Origin of the sequence: Leucobacter musarum subsp. musarum (assembly GCF_001273845.1) — a bacterium.
Lineage (GTDB): Bacteria > Actinomycetota > Actinomycetes > Actinomycetales > Microbacteriaceae > Leucobacter > Leucobacter musarum.
In genome coordinates, this window is sequence record NZ_JHBW01000110.1 from 52205 (window position 1) to 77913 (window position 25709).

Below are 25709 nucleotides of genomic sequence, written 5' to 3' on the forward strand. Positions count from 1 at the left end.
GCACCTATGTCTGCACGAGTCATTCACATCACCGGCGCACGCCCCAACTTCCCGAAGGCCGCACCCGTGATGCGCGCGCTCGACGATCTCGGCGTCGATCAGTTGCTGGTGCACACCGGTCAGCACTACGACGACAAGCTCTCCGACGTGTTCTTCCGGCAGCTCAACCTGCGAAAGCCCGACCTGTCGCTCGGCGTCGGCTCGGGGTCGCACGCCACGCAGACGGCCGCCGTCATGGTGGCGCTCGAGGAGGTCTTCACCGAGCACCAGCCCGAGCTCGTCGTCGTGTACGGCGACGTGAACTCGACGCTGGCCGCGGCACTCGTCGCCTCGAAGCTCGGCATCGCGCTCGCCCACGTCGAAGCCGGACTGCGCAGCTTCGACCGGACCATGCCCGAGGAGATCAACCGGATTCTGACCGATTCGGTCTCGGACCTGCTCTTCACGACGAGCCCCGATGCCAACGTGCACCTCGGTCACGAGGGGGTGCCCGAGGAGAGGATCTTCTTCGTCGGCAACCCGATGATCGACACGCTCCTCTCGAGCGTCGACCGCTTCGATGCGAGCGCAGTGTTCGCGGAGCTGCCGTTCGAGGCGTCCGACCCCTACCTGGTCGCGACGCTGCATCGGCCGGCAAACGTCGATGACCCGACAGCGCTGCAGGATTTGGTGTCAGCGCTCATCGAGTGTGCCGCAAAGGCGCCCGTCGTGCTGCCGATGCACCCGCGCGGCGTGCGCGCCTTCACCGCGACGGGCATCTTCGAGCAGCCGAACATCCACATCATCGAGCCGCAGGGCTACCTGGAGTTCATGGGTCTCGTGCGCGGCGCTCGCGCCGTGGTCACCGATTCGGGCGGGGTGCAGGAGGAGACCACGATGCTCGGGGTGCCCTGTCTCACGCTGCGGCCGAACACGGAGCGCCCGGTGACGATCTCTGACGGCACGAACACGCTGGTGACGCCGCAGACCGTGGTGTCGGTGCTGCGGGATCGCCTTGCCGCCTCGGCCGACGCCGAGCACCGCACTCCGCCGCTCTGGGACGGAGCCGCCGGTCGCCGCATTGCGCGCATCATCGCTGAACGCGTGGCATGAGGGATCGCCTGCGCGTCATCGCGGCCCGACTGCCCAAGCGGCGACTCGGCATCGCGATGCTCGCCCTGCTCATCGTCGGCGCCGTGGTCGCAGTGTTCGCCCGCGCCTGGATCGTTGCCGGGTTCCTGGGCCTTGCCGCAGTGGCGGTCGGACTCGTCGGAGCCGCGTGGTGGCAGCGGCGGCGGCGTCAGCGGGCGGCGGAGCAAGCGCGTGACCTCGCGGTCTCGCTCACGCCGCGCGAGACGCGACCACCGCTCGATCGCTACGCCTATGCCGCGACCATTCGACGTTCGCCATGGGTGCTGCTGCGGCTTGGCGCACGATTTCGATCGACCGCCGCACTCGACCTGCTGGCACGCCGTGCGTCCCGCGGGCAGCTCGACTGGTCCGGGCTCTGCCGCGCGCTGATCGCCCGGCGACTCGACCCACTGCCCGACGGCTGGTGGGTGAAAGAGATCCTTGCGGCCGCGTACTTGGCGATGATGCTCGACGATTCGGCTGAGCGCATCGATGCCGCACGCGCGGCAACGCACCTGGCGCTCGATCTCGGCGAGGTCGACGCGTTTGGGCACCAGCCGCAGCTCTCGTGGGCGTTCCAGGCCGCCGTCGGGGCGGGAGATGCCGAGCTCGTCGAGCGACTCGCACCGTTCGAGAGCGTGTACCCGGAAGCGCTCTGGGCGGCCAGACTCGACCTCGCCGGCGCCCCGCTCTCGGCGCCCTGGCGAGAACGCTTCGCCGAGCTGACCCGCGTCGAGGGGCTGGAGGAGTGGGAGTTCGATTCCGCAGGAGCCGACACGGTCTTCGGGAGCCTGCGAGCGCCCGAGGTCGCTGACCGGGTCGTCGACGGGCCGACGGTCTCGGTGATCGTGCCCACGTTCAACCCCGACCGAACGTTCGCGCACACTATCAAGTCGCTCGTGCGTCAGACCTGGCGCAACCTCGAGATCCTGATCGTCGACGACGCGTCGACCTCCGGGCTCGACGCAATCGCTGACGCGGCGCGCTCGGACACGCGCGTGCGGGTGATCCGGCACGACACGAACGGCGGCGCGTACCGGGCCCGCAATACGGGCATCCTCGCGGCCTCCGGCGAGTACGTCACGGTGCTCGATGCCGACGACCTCGCGCACCCGCGTCGCATTGAGCGTCAGCTGGCGCCGCTGCTCGACTCCCGGCAGGTGGTGGCGACGCTGTGCCGTGCGGTGCGCGTCACTGTCGACGGGCGGGTCACCGTCACGGGGTTCACGCCCGAGCGCATGAACACCTCGTCGCTGCTCTTTCGGCGCGAGGTCGTGGTCGGCCGCATCGGGCTCTACGACCCCGTGCGCAAGGCGGGCGACACCGAGTTCATGGAGCGCATGCGCCGAGCGCTCCCGGAGCTCTCCATCGCGGAGCTTTCCGACCACCTCGGGCTCACCCAGCTCACCGCCGGATCGCTCTCGCGCGGCGACTTCAAGCCGGGCAACTGGCACTCCGGAGACCGCGTGGCGTATCGACGGCAGTTCCGCGGGTGGCACGCGCACGGCAACCCAGATCTGCCCTCGCTCCACCCCGACGAGCCGCGCAGGTTCCACGCGCCCGCGCGCATCGCCGGCGCGGAACCGCGGTCGCGATTCGCGGTCGCCGTGCTGCGCGACTGGGCCCCGGCGGTCGAGCGCTTCGATGATTGGGCCGGTGCGCTCGAGCACCTCTCTGACCGTGTGGAGGGGCCGGTCGCCCTGCTCAACGGCGCGCACCCGCGACACACCTCGCACAAGCACGAGCCGGTGCGCGAGTCGACCTGGCGGCTGGTCGAAAGCGGTCGGGCCGAGTGGCTGGCGTGGGCGGCGGCGACGCGCATCGACACGGTGATCGTCACTGATCCGGAGTATCTCTTGCTGCTGCCCGACGCCCACGAGATCGGTCTCGACGTCGGTCGGGTGCTCGTGGTGCAGGAGACCCGAGTGAATCTGGAAGATCGCGGGGCGGCCGCGATCGACGCCGGCCTCGTCGCTGCGGCGTGCGAGCGCGCATTCGGTGTCGCCCCCGAGTGGGTCGTTGGGATCGGCGGTGACGCCGCGCTCTCTGCCACGGGAAGTGCTGACGTCACGCGGGCGGTATTTCCGCGTGCCGGAGCTGCGCGCACCGTGCCTCAGGCGAGCCCCGGGCTGCGTCTCGGCCTCGTCAATCTCGGCCTGCCTCCGGAGGCTGGCGCCTACGAGCGGTGGCTCACCGAGCACCTCGGGGGAGCCGATGTCACGCTGCTCCGGGAGGCCGTCGGAGGTGACGCGACGGCGGTTCTCGACCGGGCCGATGTGCTGATCATCGACCCGTTCGACCGCCGCGCTTCGCTGCGGCACGACCTGGTCTGGCACGCGATGCGTTCAGGTGTGATCGTCTGCGCGCCCCAGCGCTATCGAGACGTGTACGGCCCGGCGATCCTGCCCGGCGGCAGCGCAGAGATCGTGGCGACCCTCGCCGACCTGCGTGCGCACCCCGAACGGATCGCCGAACAGCGCGAGATCGCCGCACACGTGCTCGCTGAGCACGACGCCGCAGTGCGCCTGTTCAGCTGACCGAGATTGTACCGCTGCCCACAGAACAGCGACGGGTGTGACTCTCCCGAGGGAGGGTCACACCCGTCGCTGGTGCGCGCGATCGCGAGGACTACAGTCGGTGGACGTTCTCGCCGCGGAGGCTATTGCGGGTGTCGAAGACCGGGATTCCCGAATCGACGAGCAGCGACAGATCGATGTCGGAGTGATCGGTGACGACGATCGCGATATCGGCCGAGGCGATCGTGTCGGCGTTCAGCTCGACGCGCTCGGCGCCGGCCGGCCAGCGGTGCTCCTCGACGTGGCTGTCGACTCCGAGTACCTCGGCGCCGTAGCTCTGCAGCAGTTCGATGACGCGCAGCGCCGGTGACTCCCTCGAGTCGCCCGAGTCCTTCTTGTAGGCCACACCGACGAGCAACACCCGTGAACCGCGCAGCGCCTTGCCGTCGTCGTTGAGCAGGTGCATGGCGCGTTGCACCACATGATCGGGCATGTGCTCGTTGACGTCGTTCGCAAGCTCGACGAAGCGGAAGTTGCGGCCGAGCTCGGTGCGCACCTTCCACGACAGGTAGCTCGGGTCGATCGGCAGGCAGTGCCCGCCGACGCCCGGGCCGGGGGTGAACTTCATGAACCCGAACGGCTTCGTCGCTGCGGCGTCGATGGACTCCCAGACGTTCACCCCGAGCTCGTGCGCGAACACCGCGAGCTCGTTGACGAGGGCGATGTTGACGTGGCGGAAGGTGTTCTCGAGCAGCTTCGCCATCTCGGCCTCACGCGGCGAACTCACCGGCACCGTCTGATCGACCAGGTCCGAGAACAGTCCGTTCACCTTCTCGAGCGATCGTTCATCGATGCCCGAGACGATCTTCGGCGTGGTTTGGAAGCTGAACTTCTGGTTGCCGGGATCGATGCGCTCGGGGCTGTACCCGACGTGGAAGTCGGTGCCGGCGCGGAGGCCCGAACCCTCCTCGAGAATCGGGATCAGCAGTTCCTGCGTCGTGCCCGGGTACGTGGTCGATTCGAGCACGATGGTGGCGCCCGGCGTGATGTGCGGGGCGAGCGATGCGCCCGAGCTCTCGATGAAGCTCAGATCAGGCGTCGAGTCTTTCAACGGCGTGGGCACGGTCACCACGGCGAAGTCGAACCCGGCCGCTTCGGCGTAGTCGTTCGTCGCGCGATAGCGACCCGTCGACCCGGCTGCCGTGAGTGCGGTGTTCGAGATGTCCTCGACGTACGACTCGCCACGGTTGAGCGCGTCGATACGACGCTGATCGAAGTCGATGCCGACCACGTCGTAGCCGGCTTCGACCGCGCGGACCGACAGTGGGAGACCGACGTAGCCCTGGCCGATAACGACGAGTTTGGGTGCCTCAGAGTTGCTCACGGGTGTCAGCCTAGGATTGCGAAAATAACGAGCGGTGAACGGAACGTGGCCGTTTGTTGCCCCTTGCTAGATTGATCGGGATCGAGGATTCCGGGGCGACAGGAGGTGCCGTGAGCGCGACCGTGCAGCGAGACTACGCGAACCATGCAGCGTCGACTCTGGAGTCGTGGGCGCCGCACACGACCCTGATCATGGCGTGCTTCCGGGTCGGTGAATACCTGCCAGTGTTCCTCGCGTCGCTCGACGCGCAGACGGCGGATCATCGTGACTACGAACTCGTATTCGTGATTGATGGGTGCCCGGAAGACTCCGAAGACGTCGTCGCACGGTGGGCCGAACGCACCGACTTTGTGGTGCGCATCATTGTCCAGGAAAACGGCGGCGTGGCCTCCGCGCGCAACACCGGGCTCCGGGCGGCGCGCGGACGCTGGGTATCGTCGCCCGACCCCGACGATCGCCTCGACGACGAGTACCTCGCACGCATCGCCGAGGCCCGCAGTGCAGCTCCCGGGGTGGACATGGTGGTGGGTCGCATTCAACTGCGCGACCCGCAGGGTCGCGCGATCCCGCACCCCCTCGACGGCAAGTTTCGCGACGCCCGACGCCGTGTCGTCGATCTCGGTGTCGACGCCGACGCCGACGACATTCAGACCCTTGGTGGCTCCGTGTTCTTCTCGACCGAGCGCATCCGCGAACACGACCTTCGGGTGCACGAGGGGCTGCCGACCGCCTCCGACGCCGACTTCATCATGCGCTATCTCGTCGCGACGGGCGCGCGCTACCTGCTGGTGCCTGACGCGATCTACCACTACCAGCGTCGCGCCGATGACTCGTCGATTGTGAAGCGTCAGGAGCGCAACATCGAGCGCTTCACCGTCGTGTTCGGCGAGACCCATCGCGCGCTGCTGCTCAGCACCACGGGGGAGTGCCCGAGGTGGCTCGCCAACACCCTGCTGTACTTCACCTCGTACCTCTTCCGACGGAACCTGCAGGCGCAGTCGCCGGTGTACGATACCCCCGCCGAGACCCTCGCGATCATCGATGCCGAGCTGCGCAGGAACCTCCAGTTGATCGGCGCCACGCACATTACGGCGTTCCGCATCGTCGCCCTGCCGCACGAGATTCGGATGGCGTGGATCGCGGCGGCGACCAACCAGCGCTTCACGCAGACCCCCGTGCACGCGTTGGGCTCCCCGCGGCCTGCTGGGCGGCGGCACCTCGCGCTGTACCTCCCACTGGGATCGGAAGTTCCGGCGATCGAGACCACGGCGCGCGTCGTCGACCAGAAGGTTCGAGAGGTCGAATTTCTCGGCGCCCCGTGGGTGCAACAGGTGGTGCTGATCATGCAGAGCGCCGAGGCGCCGCACGTGCTCAACGTGGCAGGAATGGAGCTCTCGGGCAACGACGATGACCCAGGAGTTGCCCCTGGCACCGAGCCGCGGCGACTGGGGGTGATCGGCAGGGTGCGGCGCGCCAGCTATGCGATTCCGCTCCGGATCGCCGGGCTCACCGGCGCCTCGCGTCGATTGGCCGGGGTGCGCGTCATCGACCCGAGCGGCGTCCCCGCAGGGCCACTCGCCGCGGCTGCGCTGAACGCGCTGCCCGCTGAGGGCGCGACCTTCTGGGTCGTGCGTGACCCCGGTTTGCCGGCGACCTCGCTCCCGAACGGAATGCGGAGTGTGCGGCGCGGCAGTCGCGCGCACTTCATCCTGATGAAGCACGCCGCGTGGCTGGTCGCGGCGAGCCTGGATGGCCGCGTGCAGCAGCCGTTCACGCGTGATGTGCTGGAGCCGACGTGGCAACGTGCGCACGTAGTGACGGGGGCGCTCGGAGCGCACGACTTCCGCGCACTGAACCCTCTACCCGTCGAGCTGCTCGTCGTGCCGACCGAGTCGGAGCGAGTCGAAGTCACCGCGTCAGGGAGCAGATACCGGTTCGCCGACAGTGAGGTGCGCTCCGCGTCTTCCCGGGGTTCATCTTCCGGCGAAGTTTAGTTCTCAAGCCGTTCACCTCGCCTGGTTAGGCTCCGGAATGTTGTATTGATTACGGACGCTGGGCGGGGGAACGGAATGCGGGTTGTCGTCGTCGGTGATCTCGCCTGGGACGGCCGGTACCACCTCGGCGACGAGGCAATGTCGGAAGTCGTGCTGCAGCAGCTGCAGTCGCGCGGCGACACGGTGACGTTCATCGCGGGCAACCCCGAGGTCACCACACGTTTCTACGGCGTCGCCGCAGTGCCGCGCTTCGGCATGCGAGACCTCGATCGCGACGCGCAGTTCATGCTGCTCGACACGCTGGAGGGTGCGGCCAGCGAACCCGGTCGCGCGCCGCATTCTGCGCGCGCCACGCTCAACGCGCTGCGCGCCGCCGACGCGGTGATCATCGCGGGTGGCGGCAACCTGAATTCCATCGGCATCCACCATGTGCTTGAGCGGGTTGCCGTGACCCGCATTGCCCGAGCGCTCGACATTCCGCTCTACGTCACCAGCCAGACCGTCGGGCCGCACCTGCGTGACGGCGAGCGAGAGCTGGTTGCCGAGATCGCGCGGTACGCGCGGGTGTTCGGGGTGCGCGAGCGTAACTCCGCCGCGCTCGTGCGCGGGCTGGCTCCGGGCGCAAACGTCGTGCACACCCTCGACGACGCGATCCTGCTCGAACCCGCAGCACTCACGCACCCGCTGGACCTGCCGGCCAAATATGCCGTCGCCAGCTTCACGTTCCACCCCAAAACCACCGCACTGCACGTCGACGACTACTACCGCGAACTCGCGGCGATCCTCGACCAACTCGCGACTGAGCTCGATGTCGACGTGCTGCTGCTGTCGCACATGAGCACCTTCCAGACACCGAACACGCTCGGCGGTGAAGACGACGGCTACGGGCATGAACGCATCGCCGCGCTCTCGGCATCCGGGCGTCTCCGCGTGCTTCCGTTGTTGCCGGCGGCGGAACTGCTCACGATCACGGCCGGAGCCGAGTTTTCGGTGTCGACGCGGTACCACCCGCTCATCTTCGGCGCCGCACTCGGCGTTCCCGCCATCGGTATCGTCACCAGCTACTACTCCGCGATCCGCATGCGCGGGGCCCTCGCCAACGTGGGCATGGAAAGCTTCGCGATTCCTTTTGAGCACTGGCGGGCGAGCTTCGCGGCACCGCTCATCGCGTCACTGCGCGCGAGACTCGGCGAGTTCCGCGAGCACCTCGGGCGCACGGGAAGCGCGAGTCGTGAGTTCCAGCAACGGTGGTGGGCCGAGCTGGTCGCGAGCCTACACGAACATCGCGCGCCTCGATGCGCGGACGCGCCCGCCGCGGCAGACTTGTCGTGGGCAGATTCGGAGACGCAAGACGCGCTGGCGCTGGCCCGCGGAGCTCAGGAACTCACGAACCTCGATCGCCTGAACGCACTCATAGACACCGAACTGCGGCGGCAACAGCACGATGCGGCCTGCGCCCGGATCGAACACCTCGAACGCGAGCTCGGGCGTCTGAGCGACGCCGTCGGCGATCTGCGCCACCGGATGCGACCGCCCGGGGCGAACCTGCGTGATGCACTCAGACGCAGACTCGCCTCCGGTCGGGGCGAGAACGGCTAAGCGGCCGGGTCGATCGCGTCGACGAACATCTGCAGCGAATGCTGCGAGAACGACTCCGCATCGAACTCCGTCGAGCCAGTGAGCTTGCCGTCGGCGATGCGGTGCACGGCCTCGACGAGCCCCTCGTGCGAGATCGGCACGAGGGGGCCGAATGCGCCATCGTGCAGCACCGAGCGCGAGCCCGGGGTGTCGGTCGCGATGACCGGTGAACCGATCGTGAGCGCTTCGAGCAGCACGAGCGGCTGCCCCTCGTGCAGCGACGGGAGCACGAGGGCGCCCGCGGCCTTCAGATGCGCTTGCGGGTTCGGCACCTGGCCGCGGAGTCGCACCAGGTCGCCGAGTTCGAGCCGGTCGATGATCTGCTGCAGTTCAAGTCGCAGGGGCCCGTCGCCCATGCAGGTCACCTTCACCGGGCGCGACAGATGCTCGCGCTGCTCGGCAAGTGCGGTGAAGAACGCGGCGTGATTCTTTTCGTGCGAGAGCCGCGCGATAAACGCTGCATGGGCGCCCGGGGTGGCGTACCACTCGAGGTCTTCAGCGTCGAGCGGCACCTCAGCGAGCGCACGAATCTCGGCCACGTTGATGGTGTTCTCGATGGTGATGTGCTTGTCGACCGGCACCCCGAGGTGCTCATGCAGCGTCTGTGCGTTGTAATCGCGCACGCCGTCGCTGACCGAGGCGCAGAAATCCATCTCGTCCATCGATAGGAAACCGGGCTTCAGCCGCGGGTACTTGTTCTCGATCTCCTTCCACATCTCGTTGTGGAAGATGATGCCCCGTGAACCGCCGTTGACGCGGACCCCGTACCCGATGAGCGCGATGTTCTTCGCATCGTAGGCGCTGAACTCGACGGCGGCGTGAAACTCCGTGGTGCCGAACAGACGACGCGCTTCGCGTTGTTGCCCGCTCTTGATGAACTGCTTGACGAGCGGGAAATCGAGGTAGCGACGCGTTGAGAAGAACTGCAGCGCTTCGCGCTCCATGCGGGTTCCTGCGAAGAGAGAGACCGTGGGGAGCACGCGAGCGTACTCGCGCACATCCGCGAGCGTGCCGGGCTCGGCGCCATCGAGGGCGTTTCGGTTCGGCATGAGATACGGCGAGTACTCGGTGCCGTCGAGCGACGCGATCAAGCTGCGCACGGAACGCGTGATGCCGTTCGGCGGGAGACCGCCCGTGGAGAGCAGCACCGTGCGCTTGCTGGGGCGGGTCGCTGCGGGAGTGTGCGACCGGAGCAGCTCGATTGAACGCTGTGCTGAATTGCCGCGCTCCTCGGAGCTGAAACGCTCGGTGAGTGGGGCGTAGGAATCAACGAAAGCGTCACGGTCAGCAACCGCCGCGAGCAGATGCTCACGCGCCTCGGCCAGCGATGCGGCATTCGCGCCAGGAATCTCGTCGGCCGAGAAGTACAGTCCGCGATCGGCACGATACGCGTCGAGGTCTGCGGTGAGCTTCACCACGGGAACGCCGACCGCGGCGGCATCGAACAGCACGCTCGAGAAGTCGGTCACCACGGCGTCTGCCGCGCCGATGAGTTCGTTCGTGTCGAACTCCGGCGGCACGAATACGAATCCCTCGGGCGCCGCGGCACCGCGGAACGACTTGCTCACGTAGTGGTGTGCGCGCACGGCGACGGTCAGCCCGGCCGCACCCAGACCGCGGGCCGTGTCGATGACCTCCTGCACCTCAGCGTTTCGCTCCGAGAACGTGCCTTTCCACGTCGGCATGTATAGTACGAGCGAGCCGCCCTCCGGTACACCGAGTGTCGAACGAATCGCGTCGCGCTCCTCCGAGGGAAGATTCACCGCGAGGTCGTTTCGCGGATAGCCGCTGCGCACGAAGATCTCGGGTCGGAGCTCGTCGAGATCATGACCGCGCGATAGCACGTCGAGGGTGTGCTCATCGGGACCGAGCACGACGTCGGCGTGCAAGAAATTACGGGTGATGTTGCCGTAGGCGAACGGCTCCGATTTGTTGTCTCGGCCCATCGTCTTCCACGGAACCCCGTGCCAGGTGTTCAAGTAGCGCTGTCCCTCGCGCTTCACGAAGTTGTACTCGATCGTCGAATTATTGATGATCGAGCCCGCGCAGGCCAGATAACGGAAGTGACCCGACGAGCCCTTGCGCACAAAGATCACGTTGGGGAGATCTCGAAGCGAGGGGTGCACGATGGCATTGGCATCGATGCTCCAGACATGCAGCATGTCGGCATTCTCGGGGTCTTTCAAGAACTCGCGGCAGATCGCCAGCGGGTTGCAGGTCGTCGACGCTCCGAGCGACGACTCGTAGAGCACGGTTCGCTGCTGCAACGGCTCGGTCTCGGCGCACTCGTGATAGTAGATGTTGCGGGCGGAACCGAGGCGAGTCCACTTCGGGAGCGTCAATTGGATTGACGGGAGCCGCTTGTATTGCGCAGTGCGAGTCGCTTCCCAAGCCTCGTCCCACTCCTCGGCATCGGCCAGCTGAGCCGCCAAGCGCATCGACGCCTGCCAGCGCACCTTGCGGCTGCTGGCACGGAGCGCAATCTGGCGCAGATGCTCGACGCGGAGGGGATAAACGAGTCGTCGGTTGTATTGTTCGACGAGATCGACGATCTGCGGGTCGACCTCGTGCTCGAGGTCATCGGGCGGGATCGTCTCGGGCAGATTGAGATCTTCGAGGTAGCTCAGTACGGCAGCCTCGGCCCCCTCAGATTCGGCGAGGAGCGAGGCGAGCCGGAATCGATGCAGCAGCGAGCGTTCGCGCGGCTGCGCTGAGCGGTACGCCTCGATTGCATCTTCGTGGCGTTCGAGCAGCTCGAGGAGCTGACCCAGATGCGACTTCATCGCACGTGGCGCATCGGCCCGGTGCATGGCAATCTGCGCGTGTGCGATGCCCGTGTCGAACTCGCCGAGCTGCACCCGCGCGCGGAAGCTCAGATCGAGCAGATGCGTTTCGGCAGTCGCATCGAGATGCTGAAGCAGCTTCGCTGCTTCGTCAGCATGCTGGTACTCCTCGAGCTGCAGCTGCGCCACCGCGAAGACATCAAAGCCATCGGCTGTCGGCGCGAACTCGCGGTACAGTGCCTCGACATCCGCATTCAGTCCGAGCGACCGGGCGCAATACGCTGCGATCAACAGCCGCTTGTCGCCTGCGGGAAGCTTCGGGAAGGTGCGAAAATCCTCCCAAGCCTCTTCGAACCGGCCCTGCTTCATCAGTACTTCGATGCGCCAACCCCGCCAATGGAGTTGCGTCTCGGAGTCACGGGCAAGTTCGATCGAGCGCTCGACGGCGTACAGTTCGCGGTGGATATTGCCGCGCGCGCGTTGGTTCCAGGCCTCCTCGTCATAGATGCGCGGGAGCGTGGGCTCAAGTGCTTTGGCGCGCTCGAGCAACTGGTCGCCCCAAGAGAGCGAGTTGCGGACGTAGTGGAACTTTGCCACTTCAACGAGTACGGCCGCGTTCGTCTCCGGACGGTCCGCAATCGCGCGACCGTGGAGTTTTGCCCCTTCACTGCCGCGATGGGTGGCGAGGTAATTGAGGTACGGGAAGACCGCTTCCGGGTTGCGGTTCAGATCGGACTCAAACCGTGTGCGGGCCCGCACCGTGATCGCGGCGTCTTCACCCCAGAGCGCAGTGAACTGACGCATCAGGAAGAAATGGCGACGCCAGGGCTGTTTCGTATCGAGCAGCAGCCCGATTCCTCGGGAGATCGACGGGGGAAGCGGTGGCACGAATCTCACTCAGGAAAGTGTACTCGGAGTGAACTGTACGCCGTTGGCCTTCGTGTAGGTGGCTAATCCATGCTGGAACTGCAGGGTGCGGGTGCCGCTGTCGCGCAGCCGTCCCTTCGGCTCACCAGCGAGGAATCCCCAGGGCCCATCAGGCCCGTCGTTGTCGAGATACGCCTGCAAGAACGAGCCACTCGGGAGCCCGAAGGTCTGCCCCGTCGCGGTGCTGCGGGTGATGACGCCACTCTCGAATCGCTGGAACAGGCCACCGCCGTTCTGCGAGACCTCAAACGCGTTGTGGAGTGGGCGCCCGAACTTGCTGCGATCCCGCTCGTACCGCGTCTTGATCTCGCCCCGCACTGTGTAGCTCACCGGGCCATCGGGAATCTTGCCGGATCCCGGCTTGACGAACTCGACAGCCTCGTCGATCGGGCCATCGAAGATCACCTTGCCACGCTGCAGCACGACACCGCGCTCGCACAACTGCTGCACCTGGCTGGCGCTATGGCTCACCACGAACATCGTCTTGCCCTGCGACCGCAGCAACTGCATGCGTTCTGCGCACTTCGCGCGGAACGCCGCGTCGCCCACTGACAGAATCTCATCGACGAGCAGAATGTCGAGTTCGGTGTGCACCGCGACGGAGAACCCCAAACGCGAGTACATGCCCGAGGAGTAGAATTTCACCTCGGTGTCGATGAACTCACCGATCTCCGAGAACTCAAGAATGTCGTCGAACCGAGCCTCGGTCTCTTCTCGGCTCATGCCGAGAATTGCCGCGTTCAAGTACACATTGTCGCGACCCGTCAAATTGGGGTTGAAGCCGGCACCGACCTCGAGCAGCCCAGCGATGCGGCCACGAGTGCGAATCCACCCCGTATCCGGGCGCAGTACTCCCGACAGCATCTTGAGAGTCGTCGACTTCCCCGAGCCGTTGCGACCCATCAACGCGATCGACTGGCCCTCGGGCACATCGAGACTCAGCCCGTCGATCGCGGTGAATTTCGAGCTCGTCTCTTTGCGCTGCAGTGCGGCGACAAAGGTCTCTTTCACCGAAGTCGCGTGACGAATCTTGAACGTCTTGCTGATGTTGTTGATGACGATCGCAGGCTTCGCGGGCGTCGCTGCGTCGACGGGCGAATCAGAGGTACTGGGCAAAGGACCCCTCCAGCTTTCGGAAGGTCAACTGACCGATGATGAGGGTGATGATGGCGATGCCGAGCGCGATGAGCGCGTTCACGATCAGCCCATCCGGGCGATCTGAACCAGGAGCGATCGGCAGCCAGAACACATTGTGGAAGAGCTCGACTGCTGCGGTCACCGGGTTGAGCATGTAGATCTCGTAGAGCCAGCCCGGCGCGAGGTTCTTGATCATGCTCGACGAGTACAGCACGGGTGAGGCCCAGGTCGAGAACATCAGGATCAGCCCGACCACGTTGTGCGCGTCGCGATACGCGACGTTCAACGCGCCGAAGAACAGACCCAGGCCGAGCGCGAAAATGATGACGACGAGCAGCCCGAGAATGAAGGCAACGACCTGCATCACCGTGATGGTCCAGCCGAGGAACATGCAGATGATGAGCAGCACCGCGGCCTGCGGCAGAAAGTGCGTAATCGCGCCGCCCACGGCGGCGACCGGGAAGAGCTCGCGCGGCAGGTAGATCTTCTTGACCAGTGACGAATTGTCAGTGATCGAGCTGGTCGTATTTCGGAGCACCTCGCTGAAGAGGCCGACCGTGATCAACCCGCAGAACAGGTAGACCGGAAAATACTTGACGTCTTTGTGCATGCCGAGCACGACACCGATGACGACGTAGTACATCAGGAAGTGGGCGACGGTCTGCACGTACGACCAGATCCACCCGAGTGCCGATCCGTAATAGCGGGTCGTCACACTCTTCTTGAGCAGTAGGGACAGCAGATAGCGATGTCCGAACACATCCCAGAGTCCCCGGCTCTTGCCCGGAGTATTGAACTCCGGGTCCGTGAGCGCAGCTTGGTAAGTCACAACCGTGCAGTCTACTTCGTGTCGCTGAAGAGAAGCAGCGTCAACCTGCGAGCGCGGAAGAGACCGGTGTGAGATCCCCTTGCGCACGCCACCAGGTCACCGCCGAGGCAAGTGTCCCGAGGTTGGCAGCGAGGTCGCCGCTCCCAACAAAAAACTCGCCCGCCGCATAGTGCCGTGTCAACACCTCGGCGAGTGCAGCATCGTGCCCGGCGCGTTCGACGCCAACGGCATTGACGCCGGTGAGCCTCGGGGGCGTGCCGTACACCTTGGCGAACGGGGGAACGTCGCGGGTGACCGGCGTGCCCATGCCCACCATCGCGCCGGGAGCGATGATGCGGCGCTGATGCACGACCGCGTTCATGCCGATGTTGACTCGGTCGCCGATCACGCAGTGCCCCCCGACGGAGACTCCGGCCGAGACCGTCGAATCGGCGCCGAGCAGCACGTCGTGTGCGAGATAGGCGCGGTTGAGCACCCAGCTTCGTGCGCCGACCGTCGTTTCGCGATAGGTGCCCTGGTGAATGACCGCTCCCTCACGAATCACCGCGCCGGCACCGATGCGCACGCCCGCGTGCTGCAGGTCGCCGTTCCACGCAGTGTTCTGGGGCAGACTCGACATCTCGGGCGGTGCGCCGATCTGTGCGCCGGGGCCGATCCACACCCCGTCTTCGACCGTGCATGGCCCGAGGAGCACTGCGCCCGGGCCGATCTTCACGTCGGCACCCAGGGTGACGCCGTCGCCGATGAATGCGAGTGGACTGATGTCGTTCATGCTTCTCCTGTGAATTGCGCGGGCGTCAGCAGCCCGAAATGCGATAGAGCACGGCGTCACCCTGCCGGTCCACCTCAGTGAGCACGGGGGATCGATCGAGATGCTGCATGTTCGCGAACGGAACGCCGCGGGGGCCGGGATCAGGGATCACGAACTTCTGACCGAAGTCGATGACATACGAGATGTCGAGCTCGTGAGAGAGCGTGCACGCGCGTTGCGGGTCACGCACGAGCGCATTCACGAACTCGTAGTCGCGCGGGTCGTAGATGCCGCCGGAGTGCGGAAACGTCACTTCCCGGTCGGCGAGCGCGTACGTCAGCGCACTGCCGTTGAGCGGGTTGTTCGCGATGACTTCGCCTTCGGGTACTTCGTCATCGAGCCGCTCGAGCAGTTGGAGCTCGTCGTCACTCACCAGCAGCGACTGCTTCGCGTCGTAGCTCTCGGTGACGATCTGCTGAATGCGGAACGTGCCCGACTGGCCAACGGCCACGAACGCGGCGATCGAGAGCACGGCGAGGAACCGGAAAGCTCGACGCGGGCGCGATGCAAAAGCTCGGGTCGAGCGTCGCAGCACGGGCCGCAGCCACGCCCAGATCGCTCGGCCACCGAGCACCATGAGTGGGAGTGCGCCGAACGGCACCAGCGCCGCGAGACGTCGAGGGTCGTTGTACCAGGGGCTCACGAACAGGGTGCGCCACTCAGAGGTGGGGAAGCCGTCGGCGATGACGTACAGCAGCGCGAGCGCTGCTGCGCTGCCAATGACCCAGCGCAGCGAGCGCGAACGCCACGCCAGTAGCGCGCCGAGCAGCACGACGGCGGAGACGGCCCAGGCGTGACCCTGAATATGCGGGGTGCCGCCGATCAGCTGGAAGAGGGCGCTGCGCGGCCCGAAGAAGCCCTGCCACGCATTGTCGGTGGTGCGACCCCCGACCCAGGCGACGACGACCGCCGCTGCGAAGATGCCGAGACCAATCACGGCTCCGACACCGCGCACCTCACGCGAGAATCGCGGAAGCGCCGAGAGGCCTTCGGTCGTCGGTACGGGCCGACCGCGAAGCGCGCGAATGGCGGCGAACAGCACCGGGAACGCACCCCAGACGAGCAGCACGTGCACCACGCTCGGATGCGCGAGTGATGCGGCTCCCAGCGCGCCGATGAAGAGCAGCCAACGGGTCGCGGGCGTGAGCGGTTGCGCGCGTCGGGCGGGCCCGAGATTGAGCAATTGCAGGCCGGCGACGAGCACGTAGGGAAGCAGAATCAGCGCGAGGATGTTGGGGTAGAGTACCCCGTACCCGGCGAGGAAGAGCGGGAAATTCGGGAATGCCGCAGCCGCGGCGCCCGAGATCCAGAGCACGGCAACGCTAGGGCCGGCGATCGCGCGACCGAGTGCGACGATGCCGATGGGCCAGACGACGCATGCAGTAGTGAAGAGCACAGCATTGGTGGCGACGGGGATGCTCGCGCCGCTGAGCTGCACGACCAACGCGACGAATGCGTGCCAGAGCGTCGGGTAGAACACCGGTGAGCCGGGTGACGTGAGATCCATCGAGAAGGGTGAGGCTGAGCCGCCGTCCAAGATGTATCGCACCGCATTCAGGTGGAAGTTCGCGTCGAACGTTTGCGAGATGGCGTCAGGCTGCTTGATCGCGGAGAAGAGCGCGATCGCGAGCACGAGACCGCCGACCGCCGCCGCCGCGAGGCCGACCCACAGGTCTGCCCAGCCACGGTGGCCGCCCGCGCCTCGAACGGCTGCGGGGGCAGCGAACCAGCGACGCAGCAGACAGAGGATCGCGCCGAGTACCAGGGCGACCACCACCGGGGGAAGCACCCCCCAGCGGACCTGCGCGAACGGTGCCACGATGCTCGTAGCCGCGAGTACCGCGAATCCGGCAGGCACGGCAACCGTCACGAGCGCGAACCCGCGCAGTCGCAGCGCGAATGCCGACGGCAGGCCGAGCACCGCGATGATCGCGATCGCGACGATCACGGGCAGCGCGAACGCAAGCCATGCGGTCATGCTGGGGGAGCTCCGTGCGAACCGGTGTCACCGTCTCCGAGCGACGTCGGTGGGGCGGCATCTCGGTGCGCCTGCGCCTCGAGCATGCGTGCCTCCATCAGCGCGACCGATCGAGCAAGTTCTGTCACGCGGGCGTCGCTGCGAGCCTTCGCGCGGACGACGGTCGCCGCGAAGATGAGCATGGCGACGATGAAGAGGTAGAGCAGCAGATCGGTGCCGCGGCCGATGCCGAAGAAGATGGCAACGGTGGTGAGCACGCCAGGGAAGAGGATCGCGGCGGCGGCGGCCAGCACGAAGAGGATGGCAAAGATGCGTTTGAGCGCGAGCGAACGTTCGCCCGGCAGAAATCGAACCGCGAGCGACGCGGCGACCACGACGACCGCGATGAGCAGAACTTGAAAGATAGACATGGGCGCCTAACGAATGATGAGGTCCACGAGGATGTTCACGGAGTTGAGCAGCGACTGCCCCTTGGCCTTCGAATAATCGGTGTAGATGACCTCGACGGGAAACTCGGTGTACGGCAAGCCGGTCTTACCGAGTTGCACGACGATCTCGGTGCCGTGGGCCATGCGATCTTGCCGCAGCTTGATGCGCGAGGCCGCATCGGCGCGAATGACGCGCAGCCCATTGTGGGCGTCGGTGAGGCGCGTGCGCGTCGTCACGTTCGTCACCCACACTGCGGTCTTGAGCACGATCTTCTTGAGAATGCCCGGGTTGGTGCGGTCGTCGAGAAACCGCGATCCGAACACGATCGCCATGTCTTCGTCGCGCGAGACCTGCAGCATGGCCGAGGCGTCGACCACGCGGTGCTGACCGTCGGCGTCGAACGTCACGATGTATCGCGCCCCCCGCTCAAGGGCGTAGCGGAAGCCCGTCTGCAGCGCGGCACCCTGGCCGAGATTGATGGGGTGGGTGACGATACGGGCTCCCGCTGCGCGCGCCACGTCGGCAGAACCATCGCGCGAACCATCGTCGATGCAGACAACGTTCGGGAAGACGGGGATCAGTTCCGAAACGACCCCGCCGATCACCGTCGCCTCATTGAAGAGCGGGATGACGACCCACGTGTCAGTGTTGGCGGTCGCGCCTGAGAGCGCGGGGTCGAGCGTCATGCGTCCATTCTGACAGACCGGTGGCGTGTTCACGGGGTTGGCGCCGCAACGAGCCCGGCGAGTTGCGCATTGAACCAGCGTGCGAGCGAGAGCGAATACATGCCCGTGAGGTGATTGTCGTCGGAGTACATGATCAAGTCGCCCGTGATCATGTGGCAGGTGCCGTCGGGGCAGGTGACCGCGTAGGTGTCGATGACGGGCACATTGAGCGAGTTCGCGTCGGCGACGAGCCAGTCGGCGAACTGCGGATCGGGCCACGCGCAGACATCATCGGCCGCAGGGATCGCGAGCACGCAGCCCGGGCCGGTGAAGGCATCGCCGTTGGCGTCGCGCGCGCCGACCGAGGGCACGTCGCGAATCACGATGACCTGTTTGCCGGCGTCGACGAGCTGCTGCAGCCCGACCCGCGCCGCGTCTCCGAGATCGTAGAGATTCGTGCGCAGGCTGACCAGCACGGTGTCCACGGTCGGGTCATTCGCGATGTCGGATCGCAGGGCCGCGCCCCACTCGGCGCAGCGGGCCGCATTCTCGTCGTCGGCTGCGCTCGGTTCGGTGAACAGCCCGCACGATGCCCGACTCTCGAGACGCAGCGACCAGTCGTTGGCCGCAGCGACGCGCTGGATCGGTGCGAAGATGTGCTCGGCGTGGGAGTCGCCGATCATGACGACACCGGGAGCGCTCGCATCGCCGTTCGACTCCGGAAAATCGCAGGAGCGCTCCTTCCAAGAGCCAACGGTGGTTGCCGTGCAGTGCTCTGCCCCGATACCGGAGTCGAACCAGAACCAGGGGCGATCCTGCTCGGCGAATGCCGGGTCGATTGCGGCGGTGTACTCGTGCGGATTCGCGCAGTCATCGAGTATCGCGGAGGCTCCGACGCAGCTCGCGGGCTGTACTCCGGCAGCATCGAGGGATTCGCCTTCGAGGAGCGCCTGGATCTGCGCACGCCGATGGTCCACGTCGGCGTTGATCGCCGCGGTCTGCCCGACCACGAGCCCGATGATGGCGAGCATCGCGACCGCCATGCCGCCGAACGTCGCCCAGCGCGTGCGCAGCACCCCGGGCGCGCGGCGGATCGGTTCCTCGACGAATCGCTGCGTGAGCCACGCGAGCACGATCGTGACCGGCAGCACGATGAGTGCGAGTCGCCAGTGCGGCTCGGCCCCCGAACGGTCGCCGAGCATGATCGGAAGCACGATGATCAGCGGCCAGTGCCAGAGGTAGATGGCGTACGACGTGTCGCCGATGAACTGCACGGGTCGCAGATGCATGAAGCGCTGCGGGCTCCCGGTGAATGCCGCCTCGCCGGGGGAGCGATCGCCGAGCCAGATGAGTGCGGCGGTCGCGCCGACCGGCAGCAGCGCGATCCATCCCGGAAAGGCGGTCGCCGCGTCGAACGCGACCGCCGACCCGACGATGACGACGAGTGCGATCCAACTGCCGACGAGCTTCATCCCCGGAGCCCAGCGCGACGCCGGAATGAGCGCGATCAACCCGCCGAGTACGAATTCCCAGGCCCGGGTCGTGGTGAAGAAGTAGGCCGTCTGCTGCGAACGTGCGGTTTCGATCATTGAGTACGCGAGCGAGGCGACGAATACGACGAGCAGGAGTGCGAGCACGATGGTGCGCAGGCGCGGGCCGCCGCGCTTCGCCGCGATCAACGCGAGACTCGCGGCCACGGCGATGAGAATCGGCATCACCAGGTAGAACTGCTCTTCGACCGAGAGCGACCAGTAGTGCTGCGCCAGCGACGGCGGGTTCGCGGCGTTCAGATAGTCGACCGCGTCGGCCGCGAGGTGCCAGTTCACGATGTAGCCGGCCGCGAACCCGATGTCGCCCAGATTCTGCGTCCGGCTGATCGAGGGCATGACGGTCAGGGTCAGGATCGCGGAGACCGCCAGCACCAGGAGCGCCGCGGGCAGCAGCCGCCGCACTCGCCGGGCCCAGAACTCCACGACTCGCACGCGGCCGGTGCGCTCTGCTTCACGCAGCAGGTGCCCTGTGATGAGGAAGCCGCTGATCACGAAGAAAACATCGACGCCGATGTAGCCGCCGGGGAGCCGGTCTGGGAAGAGATGGAAAGCGACGACGAGCGCAACAGCGAGTGCGCGGAAACCCTGGATGTCGCGCCGTTTGCCCCGCTGGGACGAGGCCGCTGCCGGGGCAGGATCGTGTCGCGGGGTGGTCTGCAGTGGTGCGTGCTGGGAGTCGATCGGACCAGGCTAACAGGGCGCAGCGCGGCGGTGCCGGTATCCTGGCAGCTGACGATCCGCATAACCGTGCGCGAAAGGTGATACTTCTATGTCTGACTTCATTCCTGCTGCCAAGCCCCTGATCGGTGACGAGGAGCGCGAGGCGGTCGACCGGGTGCTGCGTTCCGGAATGATCGCGCAGGGACCCGAAGTCGCGACGTTCGAGCAGGAATTCGGTGCGCACTTTGCCGAGGGCCGCCCCACGGTGGCCGTGAACTCGGGTACGAGCGGTCAGCACCTCGGCCTGCTCGCTGCGGGCGTCGGTGCGGGCGACGAAGTCATCGTGCCGTCATTCACCTTCGCCGCGACCGGCAACTCCGTCGCGCTGACCGGGGCCACCCCGGTCTTCGCCGATATCGAGCCCGACTCGTTCACGCTCGACCCCGAGTCGGTCCGTGCTGCGATCACGCCGCGCACCAAGGGCATCATGCCGGTGCACCTCTACGGCCACCCGTTCCTGGTCGATCAGATCGAGGCGATCGCGCAGGAGCACGGACTCGCAATCTACGAAGACGCCGCGCAGGCCCACGGCGCTTCCTGGAAGGGACGTCCGGTCGGCACCATCGGCGACTTCGCCATGTTCAGCCTGTACCCGACGAAGAACATGACCTCGGGTGAGGGCGGCATGGTCACGTGCGCCACCGAGGAACTCGCTCGTGGAGTGCGCCTGCTGCGCAACCAGGGCATGGAGACCCAGTACGCGAACGAGGTCATCGGGTTCAACGCGCGCATGACCGATGTGCATGCCGCGATCGGCCGCGTGCAGCTGACCAAGGTCGACGCCTGGACGGCGCAGCGTCAGGCGAACGCCGCGGCGCTCAACGTGGGTCTTGCGGGCCTCGACGGTGTCACCACTCCGATCGTCGCCGACGGTGCGGTGCACGTCTACCACCAGTACACGATCCGTGTCGATGCCGACGAGCGCGACCGTCTGCGCGACGCGTTGAAAGAGGAGCATCAGGTGGGCTCGGGCGTGTACTACCCGATCCCGAACCACCGCCTGCCGTCGCTCGCACACTTCGCCCCGGGGCTCGACCTGCCCGAGACCGAGCGCGCCGCCGCCGAGGTGCTCTCGCTGCCCGTGCACCCCTCGCTGACCGAGGGCGACCTCGAGCGCATCATCGCCGGCGTGACCGCGGTACTGCGAGCCGGAGCCTAAGCCAGGTACGCCCGCGCTCGCGGGTCGCCTGACAGCATCATGAAACACATCTGGACCACTCTCCGTCAACTGCTGCCGCTGCTGCCGGATGGCGCGCAGCGCTACTTTGTCGGCTACATCGTCGCAACGAGCCTCATCACGGCGCTCGACGCGATCGGCATGGCGATCCTCGCCGTGACCATCGGCCCGATGCTCGCCGGCAACGCGATCACCGTGCCCGTGCTCGGCAAGATCGGCGTCGAATCGGCGCCGCTGCTCGTGCTCATCGCGCTCGCGCTCATGATGCTGAAGTCGTTGCTCAACGTCATTCTGCAGTGGTTCGCCACGCGCCGCTTCGCGAAGTACGAGCTCGAGGTGGGCGACCGCCTGTTCCGCGCGTACATCGGGGCGAGCTGGGAGGAGCGCTCGAAGCGCACGGTCGCGGAGATCACGAGAATCGCCGACGCTGGCATCGCGAACGCGATGGCCGGGTTCGTGCTGCCGCTCATGCGGGTGCCGAGCGCCTTCTTCACCTTCATCCTGGTGCTCGGCGTGCTCGTGGTCTCGGATCCGGCGACCTCAGTCATCGCGTTCGTCTACCTCTCGCTCGTCATGCTCCTCGTGCACTTCGTGGTCACGAACCGCTCACTCGAGGCCGGCCAGGTGAACCGCGACTACAGCTACCGCGTCGCGAATCTCATGACCGAGATGATCGACGCACTCAAAGAACTCAGCCTGCGCAACCGGCTGGGCGAGGTCGCCGACCTCGTGACCGACAACCGACGTCACGGCACTCGTGCTCGCGCGAACGGCTCGTTTCTCGGCGTGCTGCCCGGCTTCGCGTTCGAGATGGCGCTGCTCGGCGGCATCGCGCTCATCGGTGTCAGCGCGTACTTCTTCCAGGGTGGTGTGCAGGGTGCGCTCTCGTCGGTCGCGCTCTTCGCCACGACGGGCTTCCGACTGATTCCGGCGCTCACCGCGCTGCAGGGCGGCATCGTTCAGGCGACCGCGAGTCTGCCGGGTGCCCGAGACGTGGTCGGTGACCTGATCGCCTCGGAGCGCGACGTGCAGACCTCGCAGACTCCGGCCGACACCGCCGAGCTTGCTGAGAACCCTCGCTTGCTGCGCCTCGACGACGTGCAGTTCCGCTACCCGTCGGCGGACGCCGACGTGATTCGCGGCATGTCGCTCGATGTGCCGCTTGGAAGCTCCGTCGGCATCGTCGGCCCGTCGGGTGCCGGTAAATCGACGCTGATCGATCTGCTGCTCGGGCTCAGCCAGCCCTCTCAGGGCGCGATCGAAATCGACGGCGACCCCATGCAGTCCGTGCTGCGGCAGTGGCGCGGCCGGGTCGGGTACGTGCCGCAGCGCGTGGCGCTGTTCGACGGCACCATCGCTCAGAACGTGGCGCTCACCTGGGGCGAAGAGATCGATCGCGACCGGGTGATCCACGCGCTGGAGCGCGCGCAGCTCGGTTCGCTCATCGCCGACCGCGCTGGCGGCATCGATGAGCGCATCGGCGAGCGCGGTATGTCGCTCTCGGGCGGCCAGCAGCAGCGCCTGGGCATCGCTCGCGCGCTGTACACCGACCCGCTCGTGCTCGTGCTCGACGAAGCGACGAGCTCGCTCGACACGAAGACCGAAGACGAGGTCACGAAGTCGATTCGCAGCCTGCAGGGTGAGGTAACGCTGATCTCGGTGGCGCACCGCCTGTCGACGATCAAGGATTACGACCGCATCTGCTACCTCGACGAGGGCATCATTGTGGCGCAGGGCACGTTCGCCGAGGTCGCGAAAGCGCACCCGCCGTTCGGCGAACAGGTCGCGCTCGCGGGGCTCGGTTCGCTGTTGCGCGATCCGAAGTAGTCGTTCGGCGGCGTCGAAACCCGGTGCGGACCGCCGCCGAACATCGCTTAGGCTGGAATGATGGTCCGCGCAGCACAAACCTCCGTTTCCCGGCGGCCTCGATTCCTCCTCCTTGATCTCCTGCGACTGCTTGCCGCGATTGCGGTGCTTTGGTACCACTACACGGCTCGCAACAGCAGTGCATGGGATGCGGCCGCAGCTGACGAGTTCGGGCTCGCGTCACGATTCACCGCATATGGCTTCCTTGGCGTGCAGCTGTTCTTCGTGATCAGCGGGTTCGTGATCCTCTTGTCGGCTGAGGGGCGGAGTCTCGGTCAGTTCGTCTCCGCACGGGTGTCGCGGCTGTACCCCGCCTACTGGGCCGGGGTACTCCTCACCACATTCCTCATAGTTGTGGTCACACCGCAGTTCGACCGTCAGATCACCTTCGCCGACGTACTCACGAACCTCACCATGCTCCAGACTGCGTTTGGCGTGCGACACATCGACGGCGTGTATTGGACGCTCTGGATCGAGCTGCTGTTTTACGTACTGATCGCTCTGCTCATCAGTGTGCGCCTCACGGAGGCGAAGGTGCTCGCGTTCACGTTCCTCTGGCCGGTCATCGGTGCGATCGCAAGCACGTCGGAATCGACCTTCTTGACCGCGCTGCTCTCGCCCGCCTATGCGTCACTCTTCGCGGGTGGAATGGTGCTGTACCTGATCCACTCTCGAGGGCACAGCCTGCTGCGCTGGCTGCTGCTCATCATGAATGTGTGCCTCGCCGTGCAGCAATCGGTCACGCAGAGCTTCATGGTGGCGGTGCCGCGAGATACCGAGGTCGACCCGTCGGCGTCGATCGGGTCGGTGCTCGTCGTGCTGATCTTCGTGATCGTCGCGCTGGTCACGATCACCCCGTTGAAACACGCCGGTTGGTCATGGATGACGTACGCCGGGTCGCTCACCTACCCGCTGTATCTCGTGCACGAGTACTGGGGCTGGTGGGTGATCAGCACCGTGGACCCGATCGTGGGCAAGTGGGGAGCGGTAGCCGCCGCGTTCGCCGTGAGCTTCGGGCTCGCCATCATCATCGAGCGCTGGGTCGAGCGCCCGCTCCGGCCCCGCATTCGTCGAGCTCTGCAGCGGTCGTTCGACGCCCTGCCGAGCACGACCCACCACCGCGATGACTCGAGAGACCTCATCGACTCGCGCTCGGCATCGGTCAGCGGCGCCCGCGCCACTGAGCCCGCCGAAACTCGGCGCGACGTCGGCTGACGCCGCGCCGAGGCGCTACTCGGCTGCCTCGAAGATCTGGCCGACGGCTTCGCGCTTCTCCGCTTGGAACCCGTCTTCCGCGCGGCCCAGCGCCCAGTAGGCGGAGAGCGAGAGCGCGCGGCGCTCGATTCCCCAACCGTTGTGCAGCAGCACGCGGAGCGCCTTCATCGCCCCGCGCTCGCCGTGCGCGAAGACTTCGGGGAGCACCTCGGGCACCGGCAAAGCCTGTGCGGCCGCGACGAGCACGGTGCCGTGCGTCGCGTGCGTCCCGTCAGGCTGCTCGCGGTGCAGCCAGCGCACCTCGATGCCGTGCGGGTGCCGCAGTTCGATCTCGTCGTCGGCGTTCCCCACCTCGATGAGCACGAGCCCGTGTGCACTCGCCGGCACCTCTTCGAGCGCCGCCGCGATCGCGGGAATCGCCGAGTCATCACCCACAAACAGGCGGGGCACCTGTGCATCGAGCGTCGGCGCGAACTGCCCGCCCGGGCCCGAGAAGGTGACCAGGTCGCCCGGCTGCGCGGAGGCCGCCCAAGGCCCGGCGATGCCCTCGTCGCCGTGCACGACGAAGTCGATCGCGAGGGTGTCGGTCGCGGTATCGATCGATCGGATCGTGTAGGTGCGGCGCACCGGCAGATCTTCGAGCGGGAGGCGTTCGCGCAGCGCTTCGAGGTCGTAGGGCGGCTCCAGGCCGAGCTCGGGCTTCGCGAACAGCAGCTTCACGTATTTGTCAGTCTGGGCGAGTCGCTCGGGGTCGGCCTCACCGAGGAACGCCGCGAAGTTCTCGCCTCCGAGATGCACGCGTACCAGGTGCGGGCTGATGCGCTCGGTGCGGTCGACGGTCAGAACACGAGCGGGGGCGCCGCGACGGCGGGGAGCGGATTCATTCACTGTCTCACCGTAGCGCCGCTGACGCCTGCGTCTCTAGCAACATCGGACGAATCTCAGGATCCCGGGAGCGATGGCGGCGAGTACGATGGACC

General features: G+C 66.5%; 17 protein-coding genes. 7 read left to right on the forward strand and 10 right to left on the reverse strand.

The window, feature by feature from the left end:
• Positions 1-6 precede the first annotated feature (6 nt).
• Both wecB and CH42_RS15025 read left to right on the forward strand, forming a co-directional pair.
• Positions 7-1092 carry a non-hydrolyzing UDP-N-acetylglucosamine 2-epimerase gene (wecB, locus tag CH42_RS15020; RefSeq protein ID WP_053354018.1) on the forward strand — a complete coding sequence of 362 codons (1086 nt, stop codon included), beginning with the start codon at positions 7-9 and terminating at the stop codon, positions 1090-1092.
• On the forward strand, positions 1089-3647 hold the full coding sequence (locus CH42_RS15025; RefSeq protein WP_053354019.1) for a glycosyltransferase family 2 protein: 2559 nt from the start codon (positions 1089-1091) through the stop codon (positions 3645-3647). The genes wecB and CH42_RS15025 overlap by 4 nt, the downstream gene beginning before the upstream one ends.
• Before the next feature lie 91 nt (positions 3648-3738).
• On the opposite strand, the gene CH42_RS15030 is transcribed toward CH42_RS15025, so the two are convergent.
• Positions 3739-5010: a nucleotide sugar dehydrogenase gene (locus CH42_RS15030; protein WP_053354020.1), complete on the reverse strand. Its 1272-nt coding sequence runs from the start codon at positions 5008-5010 to the stop codon at positions 3739-3741.
• Positions 5011-5120: 110 nt separating this feature from the next.
• Here CH42_RS15030 and CH42_RS15035 point away from each other — a divergent pair, with 110 nt between their 5' ends.
• Positions 5121-7004: a glycosyltransferase family 2 protein gene (locus CH42_RS15035; protein ID WP_053354021.1), complete on the forward strand. Its 1884-nt coding sequence runs from the start codon at positions 5121-5123 to the stop codon at positions 7002-7004.
• A 75-nt stretch (positions 7005-7079) separates the two neighbouring features.
• Positions 7080-8603 carry a polysaccharide pyruvyl transferase family protein gene (locus CH42_RS15040; RefSeq protein WP_053354022.1) on the forward strand — a complete coding sequence of 508 codons (1524 nt, stop codon included), beginning with the start codon at positions 7080-7082 and terminating at the stop codon, positions 8601-8603.
• On the opposite strand, the gene CH42_RS15045 is transcribed toward CH42_RS15040, so the two are convergent.
• Genes CH42_RS15045 through CH42_RS15080 form a run of 8 tightly spaced genes read right to left on the reverse strand, consistent with a single transcriptional unit; the run spans position 8600 to position 20432 of the window.
• The gene (locus tag CH42_RS15045; RefSeq protein ID WP_156322610.1) at positions 8600-12322 is read right to left on the reverse strand and encodes a glycosyltransferase; all 3723 of its coding nucleotides are present in this window, start codon (positions 12320-12322) and stop codon (positions 8600-8602) included. The genes CH42_RS15040 and CH42_RS15045 overlap by 4 nt on opposite strands.
• Complete coding sequence (locus CH42_RS16975) at positions 12323-13468, reverse strand: ATP-binding cassette domain-containing protein (RefSeq protein ID WP_053354024.1); 1146 nt, start codon at positions 13466-13468, stop codon at positions 12323-12325. It abuts the gene before it with no gap.
• A complete protein-coding gene (locus CH42_RS15055) occupies positions 13452-14318 on the reverse strand; it encodes an ABC transporter permease (RefSeq protein ID WP_053354025.1) in 867 nt (288 codons plus the stop codon). Before CH42_RS15055 ends, CH42_RS16975 begins: the two co-directional genes overlap by 17 nt.
• 40 nt (positions 14319-14358) lie before the next feature.
• Positions 14359-15090 carry a DapH/DapD/GlmU-related protein gene (locus CH42_RS15060; protein WP_053354026.1) on the reverse strand — a complete coding sequence of 244 codons (732 nt, stop codon included), beginning with the start codon at positions 15088-15090 and terminating at the stop codon, positions 14359-14361.
• Between the two features lie 25 nt (positions 15091-15115).
• Positions 15116-17107, reverse strand: a complete 1992-nt coding sequence (locus tag CH42_RS15065) for a DUF6541 family protein (RefSeq protein ID WP_053354027.1) — start codon at positions 17105-17107, stop codon at positions 15116-15118.
• Positions 17104-17517 (reverse strand): DUF2304 domain-containing protein, encoded by a 414-nt coding sequence (locus CH42_RS15070; RefSeq protein ID WP_082309484.1) that lies wholly within the window; start codon positions 17515-17517, stop codon positions 17104-17106. Before CH42_RS15070 ends, CH42_RS15065 begins: the two co-directional genes overlap by 4 nt.
• 6 nt (positions 17518-17523) lie before the next feature.
• On the reverse strand, positions 17524-18222 hold the full coding sequence (locus CH42_RS15075; protein WP_053354028.1) for a glycosyltransferase family 2 protein: 699 nt from the start codon (positions 18220-18222) through the stop codon (positions 17524-17526).
• 29 nt (positions 18223-18251) lie between these two features.
• Positions 18252-20432: an acyltransferase family protein gene (locus CH42_RS15080; RefSeq protein WP_082309485.1), complete on the reverse strand. Its 2181-nt coding sequence runs from the start codon at positions 20430-20432 to the stop codon at positions 18252-18254.
• A gap of 88 nt (positions 20433-20520) precedes the next feature.
• On the opposite strand from CH42_RS15080, the gene CH42_RS15085 reads away from it, so the two are divergent.
• From CH42_RS15085 to CH42_RS15095, 3 genes are read left to right on the forward strand one after another with little or no spacing between them, the layout of a single operon-like run.
• Positions 20521-21630 carry a DegT/DnrJ/EryC1/StrS family aminotransferase gene (locus CH42_RS15085; protein ID WP_053354030.1) on the forward strand — a complete coding sequence of 370 codons (1110 nt, stop codon included), beginning with the start codon at positions 20521-20523 and terminating at the stop codon, positions 21628-21630.
• A 39-nt stretch (positions 21631-21669) separates the two neighbouring features.
• On the forward strand, positions 21670-23475 hold the full coding sequence (locus CH42_RS15090) for an ABC transporter ATP-binding protein (protein ID WP_053354031.1): 1806 nt from the start codon (positions 21670-21672) through the stop codon (positions 23473-23475).
• Positions 23476-23535: 60 nt separating this feature from the next.
• Complete coding sequence (locus CH42_RS15095) at positions 23536-24729, forward strand: acyltransferase family protein (protein WP_162231103.1); 1194 nt, start codon at positions 23536-23538, stop codon at positions 24727-24729.
• A gap of 15 nt (positions 24730-24744) precedes the next feature.
• On the opposite strand, the gene CH42_RS15100 is transcribed toward CH42_RS15095, so the two are convergent.
• Positions 24745-25617, reverse strand: a complete 873-nt coding sequence (locus tag CH42_RS15100; protein ID WP_053354033.1) for a siderophore-interacting protein — start codon at positions 25615-25617, stop codon at positions 24745-24747.
• Positions 25618-25709 lie beyond the last annotated feature (92 nt).

Bases quoted from the DNA above. Each gene is read 5' to 3' on its own strand.
- CH42_RS15095 (WP_162231103.1), top strand. From the start codon at position 23,536: ATGGTCCGCGCAGCACAAACCTCCGTTTCCCGGCGGCCTCGATTCCTC.
- CH42_RS15070 (WP_082309484.1), bottom strand. From the start codon at position 17,517: ATGTCTATCTTTCAAGTTCTGCTCATCGCGGTCGTCGTGGTCGCCGCG.
- CH42_RS15090 (WP_053354031.1), top strand. From the start codon at position 21,670: ATGAAACACATCTGGACCACTCTCCGTCAACTGCTGCCGCTGCTGCCG.
- CH42_RS15065 (WP_053354027.1), bottom strand. From the start codon at position 17,107: ATGACCGCATGGCTTGCGTTCGCGCTGCCCGTGATCGTCGCGATCGCG.
- CH42_RS15060 (WP_053354026.1), bottom strand. From the start codon at position 15,090: ATGAACGACATCAGTCCACTCGCATTCATCGGCGACGGCGTCACCCTG.
- CH42_RS15075 (WP_053354028.1), bottom strand. From the start codon at position 18,222: ATGACGCTCGACCCCGCGCTCTCAGGCGCGACCGCCAACACTGACACG.
- wecB (WP_053354018.1), top strand. From the start codon at position 7: ATGTCTGCACGAGTCATTCACATCACCGGCGCACGCCCCAACTTCCCG.
- CH42_RS15025 (WP_053354019.1), top strand. From the start codon at position 1,089: ATGAGGGATCGCCTGCGCGTCATCGCGGCCCGACTGCCCAAGCGGCGA.
- CH42_RS15085 (WP_053354030.1), top strand. From the start codon at position 20,521: ATGTCTGACTTCATTCCTGCTGCCAAGCCCCTGATCGGTGACGAGGAG.
- CH42_RS15040 (WP_053354022.1), top strand. From the start codon at position 7,080: ATGCGGGTTGTCGTCGTCGGTGATCTCGCCTGGGACGGCCGGTACCAC.